General features: G+C 59.3%; 15 protein-coding genes. 5 read left to right on the forward strand and 10 right to left on the reverse strand.

Annotated features, from left to right (window positions below; all coding sequences use genetic code 11):
• Positions 1–163: 163 nt before the first annotated feature.
• Positions 164–436, reverse strand: a complete 273-nt coding sequence (locus FHT32_RS16415; RefSeq protein WP_176665678.1) for a hypothetical protein — start codon at positions 434–436, stop codon at positions 164–166.
• 896 nt (positions 437–1,332) lie between these two features.
• Between FHT32_RS16415 and FHT32_RS16420 the strand changes: the two genes are divergently transcribed.
• Positions 1,333–1,578, forward strand: coding sequence for a helix-turn-helix domain-containing protein (locus FHT32_RS16420; RefSeq protein ID WP_176665679.1), 246 nt, complete (start codon positions 1,333–1,335; stop codon positions 1,576–1,578).
• A 326-nt stretch (positions 1,579–1,904) separates the two neighbouring features.
• Here FHT32_RS16420 and FHT32_RS16425 read toward each other — a convergent pair whose 3' ends face one another.
• From FHT32_RS16425 to FHT32_RS16445, 5 genes are all read right to left on the reverse strand, one after another.
• On the reverse strand, positions 1,905–2,333 hold the full coding sequence (locus FHT32_RS16425; protein ID WP_176665680.1) for a hypothetical protein: 429 nt from the start codon (positions 2,331–2,333) through the stop codon (positions 1,905–1,907).
• A 765-nt stretch (positions 2,334–3,098) separates the two neighbouring features.
• Positions 3,099–3,767 (reverse strand): winged helix-turn-helix domain-containing protein, encoded by a 669-nt coding sequence (locus tag FHT32_RS35415; RefSeq protein ID WP_176665681.1) that lies wholly within the window; start codon positions 3,765–3,767, stop codon positions 3,099–3,101.
• 119 nt (positions 3,768–3,886) lie between these two features.
• Complete coding sequence (locus tag FHT32_RS16435; protein ID WP_256099024.1) at positions 3,887–4,735, reverse strand: OmpA family protein; 849 nt, start codon at positions 4,733–4,735, stop codon at positions 3,887–3,889.
• 32 nt (positions 4,736–4,767) lie between these two features.
• Entirely contained in the window at positions 4,768–7,206 is a 2,439-nt protein-coding gene (locus FHT32_RS16440; RefSeq protein ID WP_176665682.1) for a YadA-like family protein, read from the reverse strand.
• A gap of 486 nt (positions 7,207–7,692) precedes the next feature.
• The gene (locus FHT32_RS16445; RefSeq protein WP_176665683.1) at positions 7,693–8,748 is read right to left on the reverse strand and encodes an AraC family transcriptional regulator; all 1,056 of its coding nucleotides are present in this window, start codon (positions 8,746–8,748) and stop codon (positions 7,693–7,695) included.
• 434 nt (positions 8,749–9,182) lie between these two features.
• On the opposite strand from FHT32_RS16445, the gene FHT32_RS16450 reads away from it, so the two are divergent.
• From FHT32_RS16450 to FHT32_RS16460, 3 genes are all read left to right on the forward strand, one after another.
• A complete protein-coding gene (locus FHT32_RS16450) occupies positions 9,183–9,593 on the forward strand; it encodes an IS3 family transposase (RefSeq protein ID WP_176665684.1) in 411 nt (136 codons plus the stop codon).
• 10 nt (positions 9,594–9,603) lie between these two features.
• Positions 9,604–10,059, forward strand: a complete 456-nt coding sequence (locus tag FHT32_RS35420; protein WP_176665685.1) for a DDE-type integrase/transposase/recombinase — start codon at positions 9,604–9,606, stop codon at positions 10,057–10,059.
• A 493-nt stretch (positions 10,060–10,552) separates the two neighbouring features.
• Complete coding sequence (locus FHT32_RS16460; protein ID WP_176665686.1) at positions 10,553–12,262, forward strand: phage integrase family protein; 1,710 nt, start codon at positions 10,553–10,555, stop codon at positions 12,260–12,262.
• Positions 12,263–12,620: 358 nt separating this feature from the next.
• On the opposite strand, the gene FHT32_RS16465 is transcribed toward FHT32_RS16460, so the two are convergent.
• The 4 genes from FHT32_RS16465 to FHT32_RS16480 form a co-directional block, all read right to left on the reverse strand.
• Positions 12,621–13,160 (reverse strand): hypothetical protein, encoded by a 540-nt coding sequence (locus FHT32_RS16465; protein ID WP_176665687.1) that lies wholly within the window; start codon positions 13,158–13,160, stop codon positions 12,621–12,623.
• Positions 13,153–14,811 (reverse strand): anti-phage dCTP deaminase, encoded by a 1,659-nt coding sequence (locus FHT32_RS16470; protein ID WP_176665688.1) that lies wholly within the window; start codon positions 14,809–14,811, stop codon positions 13,153–13,155. Before FHT32_RS16470 ends, FHT32_RS16465 begins: the two co-directional genes overlap by 8 nt.
• A 317-nt stretch (positions 14,812–15,128) precedes the next feature.
• A complete protein-coding gene (locus FHT32_RS16475) occupies positions 15,129–15,542 on the reverse strand; it encodes a hypothetical protein (RefSeq protein ID WP_176666079.1) in 414 nt (137 codons plus the stop codon).
• A complete protein-coding gene (locus tag FHT32_RS16480) occupies positions 15,529–16,050 on the reverse strand; it encodes a hypothetical protein (protein ID WP_256099026.1) in 522 nt (173 codons plus the stop codon). The genes FHT32_RS16475 and FHT32_RS16480 overlap by 14 nt, the downstream gene beginning before the upstream one ends.
• Between FHT32_RS16480 and FHT32_RS16485 the strand changes: the two genes are divergently transcribed.
• On the forward strand, positions 16,049–16,258 hold the full coding sequence (locus FHT32_RS16485; RefSeq protein ID WP_176665689.1) for a hypothetical protein: 210 nt from the start codon (positions 16,049–16,051) through the stop codon (positions 16,256–16,258). The two genes, FHT32_RS16480 and FHT32_RS16485, sit on opposite strands and share 2 nt — an antisense overlap.
• The last annotated feature ends 90 nt before the right edge of the window (positions 16,259–16,348 follow it).

A 16,348-nucleotide genomic window follows, 5' to 3' on the forward strand; every position in this document is an offset into this window, starting at 1 on the left:
AAGCGCCCGCCGAATTGGATTCAGGCTTGACTTGATGGTTAGTCGAATGCGATACTGAAAGCGCCCTCCACAGGCTCCGTCAGTAATGGCGGACTAACGCCGTCTAGCCCTTCGCGGTTAGATGGCGTTTTTCTATTTCATCGTGGCTCCTTGATTGTCCTGCTCAAGCAAGGGTGTCTTCTGTCCTGCGCTTTTGCGAGACTGTGGTCAGCTTTCGCTCCCGTTCGATACGCTCCAGCACCTCCACAATTTCGTTGGTCATCGCGAAAACACCGCGTCTGTGCTCAATGGTGACCGGCGAGAATGGCAGACTTCCCCGGCTACGAGCCATCTTCAGTGCGGTCACGGTCGGATAATGCAATATCTTGCAGATAGCCTTGGAATCCATGATGGGGCCATAGTTGGCCCAAAGAAAGTCATTAATATTCAGCGCCATGGTGACTCTTGGTATTCATTTGATGCGGCTAGTGATTCAGGATTTCGACCGCATCCTATGCTCGGCTCGCCAAAAGTCAATCAATAAGTTTCATTAAAACTTTAGACTGCTGGCTCGTCAAAGACGCATCGAAGGGTTCGGTTGATTATTGAGTTGTTCATTGAAATGGAGATTGAATTGACAATTAAATTGTTGTTTGAATTGGCAATTGAGTTGTCGCCTCCTCAGAAATCGCACATCGCATTTCTTGCGAAAGCAATGTGTCCAAGGTGTGCCTATGACCGACGCGGATTCGTCGATGGCGATCCGCCATCGGGATCATGAACGCGGCAGTGGGAGGAGGCGAGCGCGTAGGCGTCCGCGGCGCGCTCACGATCTACGGCAGAGGCGAGTTTCTAGCGAGCCCGTATCCTGCCAGTGCCGACGAACGCGCACGACGTCAGAGAGCTCAAGGCCGGCTGCAGGATCGACATAGGCGCCATGTTCGGTCTCGAACAACCATGCCGATGTCTGCTGTGCCATAGGGGCGCGGCATCGCCACAAAGATGTACAGCGGGTAAAAGCCGGGCCGCTCTTTCCTGTCATATAGGTTGGAAGCACAGCGTGCAAACGCGACTCTTGCCATTTGCGCCCGCACAAGATCTCGACCAAGTCGTCGATTCGGGCCACGAGAAACCGGCTCCAGAATTGACCGCCGTCTACTGCCGGCGGTGGTAGGACCTCAGCGTACCAAAGGGGGCCGTTTAAGCAGTGTTCCACCCACGGGAATGTATGCACGTGCGGCGCTTCCGGGGCCCCCGCGATTTCGAAGCGCTCGTCTACTTGCAGCATGAAGACATCCAAATGTGGAAGATCGTCCGTGGTGTAATAGTACGCATGGCTGGACCATTTTGTCCATGCCGGCCCCCTCTCCAAAATTTGCGCGCGATCCTGCGCTGATGGCGCTCGGCGACGCGATCCGGCTGTTGCGCAAGGCCAGGGGGATTTCTCAGGAAGAGCTCGCCCACAGGAGTCATGTTGACCGCTCCTACATGAGCGCTGTCGAGCGCGGTGTGCAAAATCCCGGAATCATGATTGTTGTAGCGATTGCCAGGGCGATCGGGGTGTCCGTTGCTCAGCTCGCCGCTGAAGCGGGGCTGTAGTCGAGCGCGCCGAGGTCAGAGGGGCTAGGCTGCCACACCCAAGGTGGTTTTCACGCCCCGGGGCCCTTCTCTTGACGTTGGCCTGTACACCAAATGCTTCTCGGGATCACTGCGGCGCACGTCCTAAAGCAATTCTGGGAGGGCAAAGAGCAGCATCAGTGTCGAATGCATATTCTGGATGAAGAGACACCCAGCTTCTGGTTTTCTGAATGAAAAGGGACTTTCCCGTCCCAAGCTACCGCGGAGTGCTCGTTGAGTGTTGCGGCAAACGGCATCCAAATGCCATCACACGGAAGGGGAAGTCCTTCTACCACCGCGTTTGGAATTCAAAGCCTCGTCGTGATGTACGCTCCGTTTGATTCGAGTTCGCGGGATCTGGCCAAGGCATCATGCGTCTCGATTGCAGAAAGCATCGCCTTGCAGGCGTCGGCCATCTGCGGCATAGCAGACAACCAACTGTCTTGTGCCGAATCCCGAGCAGACTCCGCCTCCTGCAATCGTCGGCTGATCGCACCGGCAGGTGATGCCTTGCGTTGGCATGCATCCAGCCACTCCCTGATCTGCCCCGATGGATCCATGAGCCGCGTTGGTTTAAGACTTTTCATCGAAGCTGCGAAAGCAACGGTTGCATCACGAGCGTCCAACAGGTAGTCCAGATCACTCGGCTCATAGCTGCACATAACTTCAAGCAGGGACAGAAGTTGGAAGTTGCGCAGAGACAAGCTCCACGCTTGCTCGACTGTGCACTTCTTCATGGATTTTTCTGCATCCAAATGAGACAAGCAATTTCTAATGAATGAGAGGACAAATGCAGCCAAGTCACAAGAATCGTACCTTCGGAGCGCCGTACTTCCATTTTCTATGCAAGAGAACAAAAAAGCGCTTCGCGACCGAAGCCAAGCATAGAAGGATTAGCCTCAACCGGGGGCGTCGCGAAGAAAAGATTGCACACATCTATCGAAGAATGCGCCTTACTTCACGTTTCATCAACAAGGACATGCTTCCGGTTAAAGAAGAAATTTATCTATGTAATAGAAACATGCATTTGAATGACATTTGACTCGCTCGGCCGCAATTATTAGCGACGCCTCTCAATTGAGCTGCAAAGCCTTCTCCCCATCAGTTCCTCGTTGGTCATCACGCGGGAGGCCAAAGATGTTCCCGGTCTTGATGCCCGACGGTGCCGAACAATCGGCCGTTACCACAGCGCGCATCGCAGTCCTCCGCGCCCGCATACAGCCAGAAGCCGGCCGCCCATGTTCCTTGAAGTGCCGTTGCGCATTTGGCTCAGCAGTTGAGGATCGAGCATCTCACCAACGGGCAGTACGGTCAGTCGGGCACGGATCGCCTCGGCGTCCGAGGGCTACAGCCTTCGCGGCCACCGAGAAGATGTCGGCCAACATCTTGAAAGGACCGCATTCACCATCGTCGCACTACAGCGAGCAGCGCCGTCTCACATTGGCATGGAGAGCGTCCGCTTCACCGACGCGGCAGTTGCGCGCCGCATGCGAATTCCGCGTTCAGAGGTCGAGGGATTGGCTCCCCGTCAATGGAGCGTCCCGGCTTGGCAACAACTTCGGCGCGTGCACGGACGGGCCTTCGAGACGATAGCCCGCCCCCCATACTGCCCGCAGCTCCCAGCCGTTCAAGGCCAGCTCCAGGCTACTACGGAGCCCGGATATGCAGACATCCAGCTGCCGCGATTGGTGGTCCCACTCCTTTGCCCACACCGCAGCCCACAATAGGTCGCGCCCCACTGTGCTGCCTGCATTGGAGAAGAGCTCGATGGCAAGGTCAAATCCGTCGGGGCGCAGCTGCACTCGTTTTTGCCTATATTCCACCATGTTGCTCGTCAACAGAAAGCGGTAGTCTCCCCACTCCCTCTCAAGAGCGGGCAAAGGCCTCCGAAGCTTTCTCATGAAGAGCCGAAGGAGACTGAAGAGCTCGAAGAATGATAGAGGTCTCACCATGACCTCGTCCATGGTTCCCAGTCGTATTGCGTTTACGTCATGGAACTGATTCCTCGACACCAGACACAGCATCGGCATCTGTGGCCCGATCCAGGCCCTCGCGGCGTTGACCAGTGCGATGGACGACGCACTGTCGGTTGCGCCGATCATGAGCAGCATCTCGAAGTGCCCCGGAGCATAGAGTGGGGATGTGGCTTCCGGAACCTTCGAGAAAATCACCGGTGCATATCCCAGCCTGCGGACGATTCGCCTTACAGATTCCCGGGGTCGGACTTCCGAACCCAGGATTGCAATGCGCCCGGGGGAGATGCGCTCTTCATCACCTCCCGTGGGCGCCATCATTGCTCGCCACTGACTTCAATCTCCACACGGCGATTGGGTTGAAGGCAACCGATCAACGCCTCCGTTTTATGCATACCGGGGCACTCGACCACGGGTCGGTTCTTACCTACGCCCTGCGTGCGGATCGCGCTGCTGTCGATACCTTGTCGCACCAGCAGGTCGCGCACCGTGTTGGCGCGGGCAAGCGACAGCGCATTGTTATACGAATCGCTCCCCAGGCGGTCGGTATGGCCCGTCACGCTGATTGCGCTCGATGACTTGAAGTTGCCCTTGATGTCGCGAGCCAACACCTCGACCTTGCGACGGCCTTCCGGCATCAGATCGGCTGCGGCGGCGCCGTCGAAGCGAAACAGACCGCCGGCGCCAAGGGTTACCTTGCGCAGCATCGGAGGCGGCACCGGGGCGGGAGCCACCGCTGCCACTGGCTGCGCCAGCACATCGCCGCAACCAGTCGGCAGCCAGTAGAAGCTCTGCGCCTTGTAGTCCTTGTCGAAAATGGCCTTGTACTGGCAGGTGGTCACGCCGCCACCGGCCTTATGGAAGTGAAAGATATAGTCCCACTCGCGCGGGCCCGCCATGCCTTCCCTGAAATGTGGGCGGCCGAGCAGGTCGTATAGCTGGTCCTTCGTGACGCCGGGCGCCACCGCGCGCAGATTGGCCAGGTTGGGGAACGTACCCTCCTTGAGCCAGGCGTCGTTATCGATGTCGGGGAAGACCACTTCCGTGGCCTTGCCATCGTCGCTGATACCCTTGCTCACGGAAGATGTGCCGCAGGCCTGGAGCACCAGAAGAGCTGCGATCCCCACTGCGATGGCCGAGAAGCGATGAAATTGCATTTTCGTCATGATGATGTTGTTCCTCTGTTGATGCGGCCGGCTTACCAATGGAAGCCCGCGCCAGCCGACACGCCGACCTTGCCGCGCGAATTGGCTGAACCGCTGAACTTGACTATCCAGCGACCGTTGTCCGACAGCTTGGAGATGCCGATGGCCAACGCGGCCTGCCCGTCGTAGCCCGCCACGCCCGCGGCCAACATGCTCTTGCCCGGGATGTAGGCCTGCGGCATGCCCGCCATGGCCATGGCACCCGCCGTGCCGGCGCTGGCGTCCTTCGCTGTCGCCCGGATGTCGCCGCGCAACTGGTTGGCGCGCGAATCGGTGTAAGCTGCCGAAGCCGCCGAGGCCTCGTTGAGCTGTTTAACGTTGACGGCGTCATTGCCGGCCACGCCCGGCGCCACGTTGTGGATCGTGGTTGGGCCAGAGCTTTGGCCCAGCGTCACGTTTTGGTAATCCACCGAGCCGTCGGCATTGGTCTGGTACTGCACGCTGCTGTTCTTCACGGCCTGCAACTGGCGCACATTCACCGCGTCGGTGGCTTGCGTGCCGCCCGCCACATTGGTGATCTGGCGCTCGTTGCCCGCGCTGCCCACCGACACCGCCCCCTGCGTGGAACCCACCACCGCGTTGGAGAACAGCTCCTGGCCGCCCGCCATGCCCGCACGGTCGGCCGTGGCCCCCGCGCCCAGCGCCACACCGTTGGCGGCCGTAGCCAGCGAACTGTTGCCCACGGCAATCGAGCCAGCCCCCTGCGACACGGCCTGTGGGCCGATGGCCACGCTCTCGGCACCCAAGGCCTGCGAGTCCGCAGCCGCCGAATTGGCATGGAAATACTTGATGCCGCCGCCGGTCTGGATGTTGTTGATCGCCTGGTTGGTCGCGTAGAGCTGACTGCCGTTCACCGCGTCGGTGCTTGTGGCGCTGAGCTGGCCGGCAGCCACGTTCTGGATCTGGCGTTCGGCACCCGCGCCGCCCACGCTGACCACGCCCACAGGGTTGGCGCCCGCGAAGTTATAGGTCTGGCCCTGGATGGTGGCGCTTGCGGTGGGTGTCGCGGCCGTGGTATTGCTGTCGGCACCCAATGCCACGCTGTTGGCCGTGCTGGCCGACGCGTTCGTGCCCACAGCCACCGAGTTAGCGGCCGATGCAGAAGCGTTGATGCCCGAGGCGATCGCGCCGACGGCCGTCGCCCCGTTGTTGGCATAGTTGCCGTCCGTGCTCACCCCGCCATTGACGCTGTAGAAATGCGAGCTGGCGTTGTTCACGATAGTGGTGATGTTGCCGCCCAGCGCATTGACTGCGCTGGCCACCGAGTACAGCTGGCTGCCGTTGATGGCGTCCGTGCTGGTGGCATTGATGGCGCCCGGCGCCACGTTGACGATCTGGCGCTCCGCACCCACCGCTCCCACGCTGACCACGCCGCTGGCGGTGCCGGCAAAGCCGCTGTAAGTGATGGCCGGTCCGGCGCTATAGGTAACGGTGCCGTCGGGGTTGAGCGTGGCGACCACGCCCGCCACCGTGGCACTGCTGACCTGCGCGGCCGCCTTGTCGGCGCTGTTGTTGCCCAGCACCACGTTGTTGGCGTTGGTCACCGTGACGTTGTTGCCCAGCACGAAGCTGTTGTTGCCGGTGACGGTGTTGTTGTTGCCCACCGAGTAGCTGCCGTCGCCACTGATGTTGTTCGGATCACCGAAAGCGCCCGAGCCGGTCCCTGTGACCTGGTTGCCCACGCCGACAGCGGTGGACCTTGCTCCCGTCACGGAGTTTTGCCAGCCTATCGAGGTGGAACCCGCCCCGCCGGCGTAACTCTGACCTATCGCCACTGCATTATCGCCACCGACTGCAGCGCTGTAGCCTACCGCAGTGGAGTACAAACCTATAGCTTGGGAATACGTCCCAATCGCCGTGGACCAATGAGCTGTTGCTTTGGCCCCTAAGCCTCCCGCGAAAGCCCCGGCCCCGGCGGCTTCAGCATTAGTACCCAGAGCCACGGAATAGGCATTCGAAGAGATGGCTCCCCAGCCGATTGCAATGGAGCCGTAGCTGGGGTAGCCGATGGCTTGCGCACCAGCGCCAATGGCGATGCCATAAAACGTAGGGGATGCGGCCCCCGCGCCGATCGCCACGGATTGATGGCCCGTCGCCACGACGTCATAGCCAATGCCCACAGACGTCTGCCCCCCCGAGCCGCCGGAGGTATTCACACGGCAGCCAATGTTGACCGATATTGTGCTGGGGCCTGTCAGGTTGGAGGGGTTGACACACTCCGCCGAAGTGTCGCCCACCACGACGTCGGCCATAGCCACTCCGGTCGCGCCCATGAGGCCTGCCAACGCAACTGCGGCCAAGGCCTTCACCGCAGCGACGGCTTTGCGGCCCACACGACCGCCACTGGCCTTGCCCTTACTGGTTGCCAGCTCGGAGGCGACCACCATCTGCCCCAGGGCAGGATTCCAAACCGTCTTATGTATCTCGTTCATTTACGTGCTCCTCGGTAACTTAATTGACACTTGTCACAAGAATTAAAAATTCCTGCGAGTACTTTAGTAATGGATGAGCCGCATGCGATATGAAATACAGGAACAAAAATACCGAATATTGCGCAGGGGGTGGAACCAATTCACAAAGTTGCTAACAATTGATATGGGAAGGGCTGATCGGAGCTCCGCACCGCAGTGGTGTCGGTCTACACGGCCGCCCTCGACAAACGTGCTCTCGGCGGCCCTTGTATGGATTTCTTTTGAATAGAAGTGACCCAAGCACCAGTTCCCAACGCGTTGCGCGCTGTCATGAGTCGTCTGGATTGGAAATCCGCGGTCGAGCCGGTGTCCTGCCGTCCCCGCAGTGGCGCCGTTTTCTGCGTGGGCTTTGAGTTCCACCGAAACTTTGCGCTAAATCACTATCTTCTTCTTCCTGAGCAAATTCGTGAATAAATTCACATTATTTTGGCAAAAATGAGAAATATTTCACGACGAATTAATCTCCGCATCCGGCGTCGAGCTCGTAGTCGATGGGGGCTGCTCCAGGCTTTGGGTTTGGCTAAGCGGGCTGGTGTTTGAGCGCCTCCCGTTCGAGGCAAAGGCCCGCGGCGGGCAGCCGTATCTTTTACGGAAAACAAGCCCGAAATAGGCAGGGTCGGAAAACCCGCAGCGATATGCAATTTGAGACACTAACGTGTGCGACACCGAGGCGGTTCGGAGCATGCGCACGGCAGCCTCGAGACGCTCATGCTGCAGCACGTCCAGAAAAGTATTGCCGCCGCCGGCGCTGGCAAACACCTTGTGCACGTAGCGCACGGACACATGAAAGCGGGCGGCCAGCTTGGCGGCGCTGACATCCGGGTCCGCGTAGTTGTCGCGAATCCAGTTGTACATGCGCAGGTGAAGCGCCCGGTCGCGGGAAGACACCGCGTCCCATTCGCGCACGAAGCCGTTCTGCGAGAGCGCGAACGAAAGCATGGACAGGATGTGTTCGCCGATCAGTTCCTGTTCGAACGGGCTATTGATAGCTTGCGCACGGTCGATGCTCATGGAGTTGAGATAGGCCGCGAGCAGGCTCGACCAACCCTTGGTTCCGTCGAGGCGCTGGGCCGCAGCGGCTTCCGCGCCCGGCAGCCATCGCGTGACCAAGGGCTTTGGCAAACCTACCAGTAGGGAGTTGGCCGCGACATGCGCCTGCATGCGCATTTTTTGCTGCGAATCGATCAGCACGAGATCGCCGGTCTGGACGATAGCCTCGGTTCGCTGCGTGACAGTGGAAGGCCCGTCGCCGACTTTGAGCATGAGTTGAAACGGATGCAACTCCACGTCCTTGATCTGGCCAGGCTCGGCCAACGATGACACGGGGCTTCCATGCAAGCGGGCCAAGGCCAGCGAGGACATGTCCACGATGCTGAACCATTGATGGAAATCGTCTCGCTGAGGGCTCTCGAGTCCGACATAGCCAACGCTCTTGCCGAACTCATCGGCCCAGTAAGCGAAACGGTCTTGAGGGGGCAAATGCTCGGTGTCGTAACGTTGCACGAGCGGTGAGCGATCCGGCATACAGTAGGTTTGGTTCTGAACCGAGTAATTTCTTCGCTCTTGGCAACGCCTTCCTACGCAACGCGACGCGCAAAAGATAGTGCTCTTCTGCGAACGAGAAAACAAGGCGAGTAACTCTCGCCTGGCGCTGGACGCAGGTTCAAGCCAACGTGAGCAGGGGTAGGACGTTAAAGGAAGGGGCTTCAATTCAATAAGCAAAAAAAGCGAACAAAAAATATGGAAATTGCGCACTCGCGAAGAGAATTTCACGAATCCATCGACTGCTCCGCGCCGGCAGTCGGTTGAATGCAATACGGCGCCTGAATCGGTCCCTCAGATCGACCAGGACCTTCGTGCCGTAGGCATATGAAGGCGCGCCCTCCGGCAGGCGACTGCGTGAATTCGAGGCCGAGAACAACAAGCTCGAGAAGCTGTTGGCCGAGGCCCGCCTGGACATCCGCGCGCTGAACACCGCCTTCGGGGGCAAAGCGCTTGCCCCACAGGTCAAGCATGCGGCTGTTGCCACCATGTCGGGGGAATGCGGTCTGCGCGAGCGACGCGCACGCAGGCTTGTGAGGCTCTCCCGTGACAGCTATCGCAATCCGCCCGAGACCGATGCCATGACGCAAGAGTTCAACAGCAAGATCGTCGAAATCGCGCATGCACGTCGGCGCTTCGGCTATCGGCGCATCCACGACATGCTGCGCTCGCACTTCCCGAGCGTGAACCACAAGCGCGTCTTCCGCCTGTACAGCACCGCCAACCTGGCGGTGCGCAAGCGCAAAGAAGGGCAAAGGCCCTGCCAGCGAGCGCGTGCCGCTGCAACAGGCCACGATGGGCAATGAGGTGTGGAACATGGACTTCGTCAGCGACAGCCTGAGCACGGGACGGCGCATCAAGTGCTTGACCGTGGTCGATGCCTTCAGCCACGAGTGCGGGAGCATCGCGGTGGACCGGGCATCTCGGGCCAATACGTCACGCGTCTGCTCGACCGGGCGGTGGTCTTTCAGGGGGCTACCATTGGCCCTGCGAACGAACAGCAATCCGGAGTTCACCGGTCGTGCCTTCATGGGCTGGGCGCAGATCCATGGCATTCGCCGCATCCTGATCGAGCCCAGAAGAACGGCTACATCGAGTGCTTCAACGGCAAGTTCAGAGACGAGTGCCCGAACGAACAGTGATTCGAGACGCTGCTGTAGGCCCGATCGTCAAGCCGCACAGCAGTTGCCCGCGAATGCCATCGGCGAAGTTCGCCGAGCTGCATCGCCATCGCGCTGGCGATGCAGCTCGACCCAGCTTAACAACCATTGAGATCAATTGATCTTGCAACCCCGGACTTCCTCGTTATGAATTGCACGGCGGAAGGGAGCAGGTCAATGGAAGAGAACAGAAGCAAAGACTTGCCCCCGTAAGCGGTACCTCTGCAATGTCGAACGCCAATATCCGAAGATTACCGAGCAGTGGATTTTGAACTGCTCTCATCGGATGTCAGGTCACCACGCAGCAGAAGTCAGGTCCCGGAACGAGAGTCGAGAATTTTCTGAAGTCGAGTAGCCCGGCTCTAGATCTTGAAACGTGCAGGCGTACGCGAGTGCTCTATGACCTTCTGGTGACGGACCTGGAGCATGCAAAGCTTCGACGCGATGTCGTTAACGCAGGCGGGGCTGAAACATGCTCTTGAGCGCCGACTACGAGAATGATCACGGATGGCAGTTCCTGGATGGAGTAAATGTGCGCCAATTACAAGGCTATTGAGATAACTCTTCTTATCGCAGTAGCTATCTCGTCTGACTAAACTTCGAATATGAAAAGTACCCCGAGCGCGCTGATCCAAAAAGAGGCGTCGCAGGACTTCCCTGGTGCCGCAGCGCTCGCGGCCTTGCGTGCCTGGTACGCCGGAATGGGCACCGCCGAGGCCGTCGCGCAGTACCTGCCGCACAGCACCGGCACTGGAAGGTCGTCTCGCGCCGTGCTGGGCGAGATTCGGCGCCAGTTGGCGGACCATGCCCGTCGGTGCCGCCGCGACGATCTGGCGCAACGGCTCATGCACTCGGCGTCCGAACGGCCGAAGCATGCCCGCGCTGTCTTGGCGGCGATCGAGGTGTTGCGCGGGCTCGCCGTGCCGCGACCGCTGGTGACGGACGCTATCGAGCACTGGCTGCCCGCACGCATCGCCAAACCCCTGCGGACCCACGGCCTGCGCACGCTGGCCGATCTGACGGTGCGCGTGCCGCGCCGGCGGCGCTGGTGGGTGAGCATTCCCGGCTTGGGCGCCACCGGCGCCAGGCAGGTGGAAGTTTTTTTCGCGGCACATCCGTCTCTGACTGCCGCTGCCCGTGCGCTGGTGCCGGTCGGCATGCCGCAGGACGTGGTGCCCTGGGAGCGCCTGTACGTGCCCCATGAGGTCGACGGCTCGCGCGGTGCCTTCCGGGCACCGCTGGAAACCTGCATCCTGGGCGCGCGCAACGACTACGAGGCAGTGCAGGCCTGGCTGTCGCTGCACGAGTCGGTGGCCACCCAGCGGGCCTATCGCAAGGAGGCCGAGCGGTTGATTCTCTGGGCCATCGTGGAGCGCGGCAAGGCGCTGTCGTCGCTGACGACGGAAGATGCCGTGGCGTACCGGGCGTTTCTGCGTCACCCCGCACCGCGTGGGCGTTGGGTCGGACCCGCCGCACCGCGATCCTCGTCCGAGTGGCGGCCGTTCACGGGTGCGCTGTCGGCGCGATCCGTGGCCTACGCTTTGTCGGTTGCGGGGGCCTTGTTCCGCTGGCTGATCCAGCAGCGCTATGCGCTGGCCAACCCCTTCGCGGGCATCAAAGTCTGGGGCGCCTCGAGGTCTGAGCCGCTGGCGGTGACGCGGGTCTTTGGCGAAGGGGAATGGGCGATCCTGCAGGCCGTGGCCGAAGGCTTGGAATGGGTGCACGGCTGGGAGGCCCCTGCGGCGCATCGGCTGCGGTTCGTGCTGGATTTTGCGTACGCGACCGGCCTGCGCATCGGCGAACTGGTCGGCGCGACGCTCGGCCAGATTGACACGGATGTCCACGGCGATCACTGGCTGCGCCTGGTGGGCAAAGGCGGCAAGGCCGGCAAGGTGGCGCTACCGCCGCTGGCCCGGTCTGCGCTGGACTGGTACCTGATGCAGCGGCAGTTGCCGATCACGCCGGCCCGGTGGGACCCAAAGGTGCCACTCGTCGGCAGCCTGGAGTTGGATAGTTCGGCCGGCATCACGGCCACGCGGCTGTGGAGCGTCATGCGGCGCTTCTTCCTGCAGGTGGCCGAGGTCATCGAGGCGGACAGTCCGGCGCTCGCGGAGAAGCTACGCCATGCCAGCCCCCACTGGATGCGCCACACCCACGCCACGCACGCGCTGGCACGCGGCGCGGAACTCACGACGGTGCGCGACAACCTGCGCCACGCCTCGATCACGACTACCTCGATCTACCTGCACGGCGATGAGGTCAAGCGGGCCCGCCAGATGGATGCCGCGTTCGCGGCACGTGGCCCGGACTCATGAGCCGGCCGCGGCGGCTGCCTTGCGCAGGGCGCGCGTCCGGGGCCTGACGAGTGCCGAGAGACAAAAGGGCTCCGTTCGGAGCCCTTTTGAGAAATGGTCGCGAGGACCGGCTTGGCGCAGATCGGCAGCTTTGACGGACCACCTCGCTGGGCCGAATCTTTCACGTCGCTTCCGCGACGCTGTCAGTTCCGCGTTCCACGAACGTAATTGTTTTGGGCGAAACGACAGTGATATCTATCCTCGCCGATTACTACTCACACCGCAGCGGCGCCAGTCTGATCCGCTTCGGAAAAGCATTCTAGAAAACCGTTCGATCGAAGACGCCAAGCCACAGCATCTCGCTTCCCGGCAGGCACCGCTACATTCTCAATTGATCTGCATCTGCAGCGACATTTTCAATATATCGCTGCTCGGCTACAACGACATCGTGAGTTTTGTTCAGATCGAGATTGATCCTCCTCAAGAGTTCCATGTCATCGAAGAACATCAAGATTGGACGATGCGAAATCTCAAGGGACGTCAGAAGTTTTCTCAACTCAGCAGCCAGGTCTTCAAACGAAGAAGACCCCTTCATCGCGTTCTGTTCAAACCTGCCTCTGACGTCCAAATACCCGATGTCATCAAGTTCGAGTGAGCGAAGCGCCAGGGCTCGCGTGTTGGCGATGAAATCCAGTCGAGGTGCGATACGAACATCGACGATGAGATGAGGACGGGTCTGCTCCGCAAAGGCCCTAAATAAATGCCGGCGACCAAAATGATCGGCAAACACCAATACGACATTGTGAGGAGTGAGGAACGGCAAAGCGAGCTGCGTTCCTTTCGGAGGCAACGGTTGCTCGATTGGTTCGGCAGCAGATTTTCTCTGCAAATGCTCCGCCAGTGATATGACGTTAGGCATTGGGCCCGCTCTGAACTTCCAAGTGTTTCTCTACGTCCAAATAACTTTCGCGTAAAAGTCCGCGCTCCCACACCGGAACGTGGGAAATCATTGTGCCGGCATCATCTTTAAGTGCGCCATCTTTGAAGAACGCGCGCCTGTACAGCCTCGGGGCAACTCCGGTGAAAGCCCTAAAAAGAACTCGAGGCTTGGCTTGCCTAATGCTTTCTAGATTCCCGCTTTGCAGAATTATACGAAACTTCGAAGGGGATGTCCACTTTACCGAGGATTTTTGCAGCGCGTCATCATGTAATTCGAAAGCCCTGCTTTTTGGATATGGTTCAATGTATTGAACTTCATCCACGCCGCTTGCGACAATATGTCTTGCGCAGTAATGACAGGGAAAGGTTGTGACGAATAGCTTCGTCCCTGCAGTCGCAACGCCAAGCCGAGCCGCTGAAAGCAATGCATCCATTTCTGCATGAACCGCACGGCTGAACTCGATCAATCTCCCCAGAGGTGTTTTCTTTAGCTGCCCGGCGATCTTTTTTCTTTCTTCATCTTTAAAATCTTTTAACTGATCGATGCTGGCAATCACCTTGTCGATAATTTCGTCTTGTATTCGAGTGTTGCTGCAATAGCCGCGATGGGCAAAGCACCGGTCATCTTCGTGATGAACGTCGTTTGGATCCTCAAAATTGCTACCGTAAACACCGCCGCCCGCCATAGGTACTTCGTTTGTTCCGGTGGCAATAAGGTTACCCTTGCTATCTGTCAGAGCTGCGCCTACTTGACGCGATAAACATGCGCTTCGAAGTTGCGCCCCTTTTGCGTGAAACATTCCTGTTTCCGAAGCATCGGGTCGAACAATTTTCTTATTGGTTAGTATGTCGAAAAGTCTGCCGAGCTTGTCGGTAACGACCCACTCGGGATTAGGCACTTTTTGTGCGGCGTCGCTGTAGCGATTGGGAGTGTTATCTACAAAATAATCGGCCAAGTGAAAGGTGTCCGCAACCTTTTGGCCATATTTAATATCAGCGCTTTCGTCGCGCTTCATGAATTTCTCAATATCGTCCAAAGAGGAATCTCGGAATTTTGCCGCGTGAAGGCGCTGAGTTCGAATGGTCTCTTCACACACAACGCCAATCAGGCAAAATGCTTCTCGGTATATTCCTCGTAGTAATTCCGCCTCTGCCGGATTTTTGAGGGAGTCAATAATATAGACGCGCGTTGGTTTTTCGTGTTCCACGAGGGCGACGACAGGATTGTCTGGCGTCGCAATCTTCTTATCTTCTGCTTCTCGCGTCGCCTTTATGCGCGACATTAACTTCAAGGCCACTGCGGAAATGTCAGCTTTTCGCATCTCGTCGCCAAGATCTTGGAGCGATGTACCGATCTCTAGCTTCTTTTTTTGGGCGAGATTGACTCGCTCGTCATTTGTAAGCGAACTTTTAATAACATCGCTTGCCTTTATGACGAAAACGTCTTTGGTCTCGAATGCCGTTGCAGCGAGCGATTCCAAAGTGGCCGCGACATAGGACGTTCCCGAGCCTGCGGGGCCGACAACCGCGAAGACCCATTCTTTTGCCGCGAGCGTGTTAAAGGACTTTTTTGCCTCGACAGCGCTGGGTTCATTCGCTGCTTCCGCAGAAGGCAAGGGCAATGAAGACATGAGTTCCTATGTATGAAGTCCGCACCGTGGGGAGACATGCAGAGTATGCCGTCAGGTGTCACCGAATGTAGCGAGCAAACCCTGCGGGCGGGTCCGAGGAAGCGTGAAAATTCGCGCTGAAATGGGACTTCATGGCGTCAGACACTATGCTGTAGCTGAGCAGCGGTCGACGCTCCGAGCGGGCTGCTGAGCTTCAGCCGTTCGTGTCTGATCAAACGCCAGCGAAAATGGAAGCCTGGATTGCTGGCCCTGGCGCGGTCGCCGACTACCTTGTGCGTCCGGTCGCGCGTCCGAAGGAGCCGGCGCAAGTTGATTGGTCATCCCCACACGGCACGAACGACGAAATAGGCTTCGTCCGTGTCACCGAGATCGCGAAAGCCCGCCGTCCTGGGCGCATCGAAAGCCTTAATCCAGCGCTTGGCCAGCATCACCTCGTCTTTGGTGAGATCGCTTTCGCCCGACTCGCTCGCGTTCTGGAACGCGCGCAGCGTCGGCACCACGTTATGGCCCAACTGCCTGTCGAGCTCTCGACGGAAGCGCTGCTCCGCGACCTTCACCGCATCGGCCCCTAGATGCGGATAGTCCGCGAGCCGCACAAGGTAGGCGACGCGCGGTTCCGGCTCCATCTCTTCGAACCGGAATGGCGGGTCGTCATCACAGGCCTCCTGCGCTGCAATGCCGACCTGTGCCGTGAGTCTTGGCTGCGGAAAGAAGAGTTCAGCTTGGTCCATGGTCATCTCCTTGAACAAGTTCGGTAACGCGCGATGCATTTCCACCAGGATTGAAACTGCCGCGGCGCGATGGCCAGCGCTGCAGCGCCTTGGCGATCATTTCGCCGTGCCGCTGCGCCTCCAGGCGGGCGGCCTTCGCATCGGGCGGGACGGGCCGCGGCACCGGCCGGCAGAACCAGCGCTGCGGGTAGGTGTCCGCCTTCATGTTCTTGAGCGCCCGTCCGCGCGGATTGATTTCGGTGCCTTCAATGAAGAAACCGCCCCGCACCTCGAGCATGTACGCGCGGTTGAGCAGCGGGAGCACGTAGCTCTCCTGGTCGTCGGCCAGCAGCATCGCGATCATCAGGCTGCGCCCTGGACGCGGGTCATGGATGCGTGGCACGTAGAGCAGCTCTCCGATGCGGCGCGTGTGCTTCACCGCCTCCTTGGTGGAAAGCGCCTGGCCCTCGAACCGGTATCTAAACACTTCGCAGTACACCTGTATGAATATACAGTAGTATGGTGACATGGATGACGGCATTCCGACTGATCTATGGATCTACTATTGCGCGCAGCAACTCAAGCGCCATTGGCGAACGGTTGATCCTGAGCAGCTCGAGGAGTTGGCGACCGACTTGGCTCGCGAGACGCATTTGCGTGCGCTGTCGCCTAGGACGGCCGCGCTCAAATGGCTCGAGCCCGTGATGACTCCAGAGGACCTGCTTCGCCAAAGATAGTCGCTTACGGAGGCGTCATGTCGACACTTCCCTATGCAATTCTCGAAGCCCCTTCCACGTTGGGCTTGGCGACAGATGGAGTGGAGCGCT

It is taken from the genome of Variovorax sp. SG517 (assembly GCF_013376045.1).
Classification (GTDB): Bacteria; Pseudomonadota; Gammaproteobacteria; order Burkholderiales; family Burkholderiaceae_C; genus Variovorax.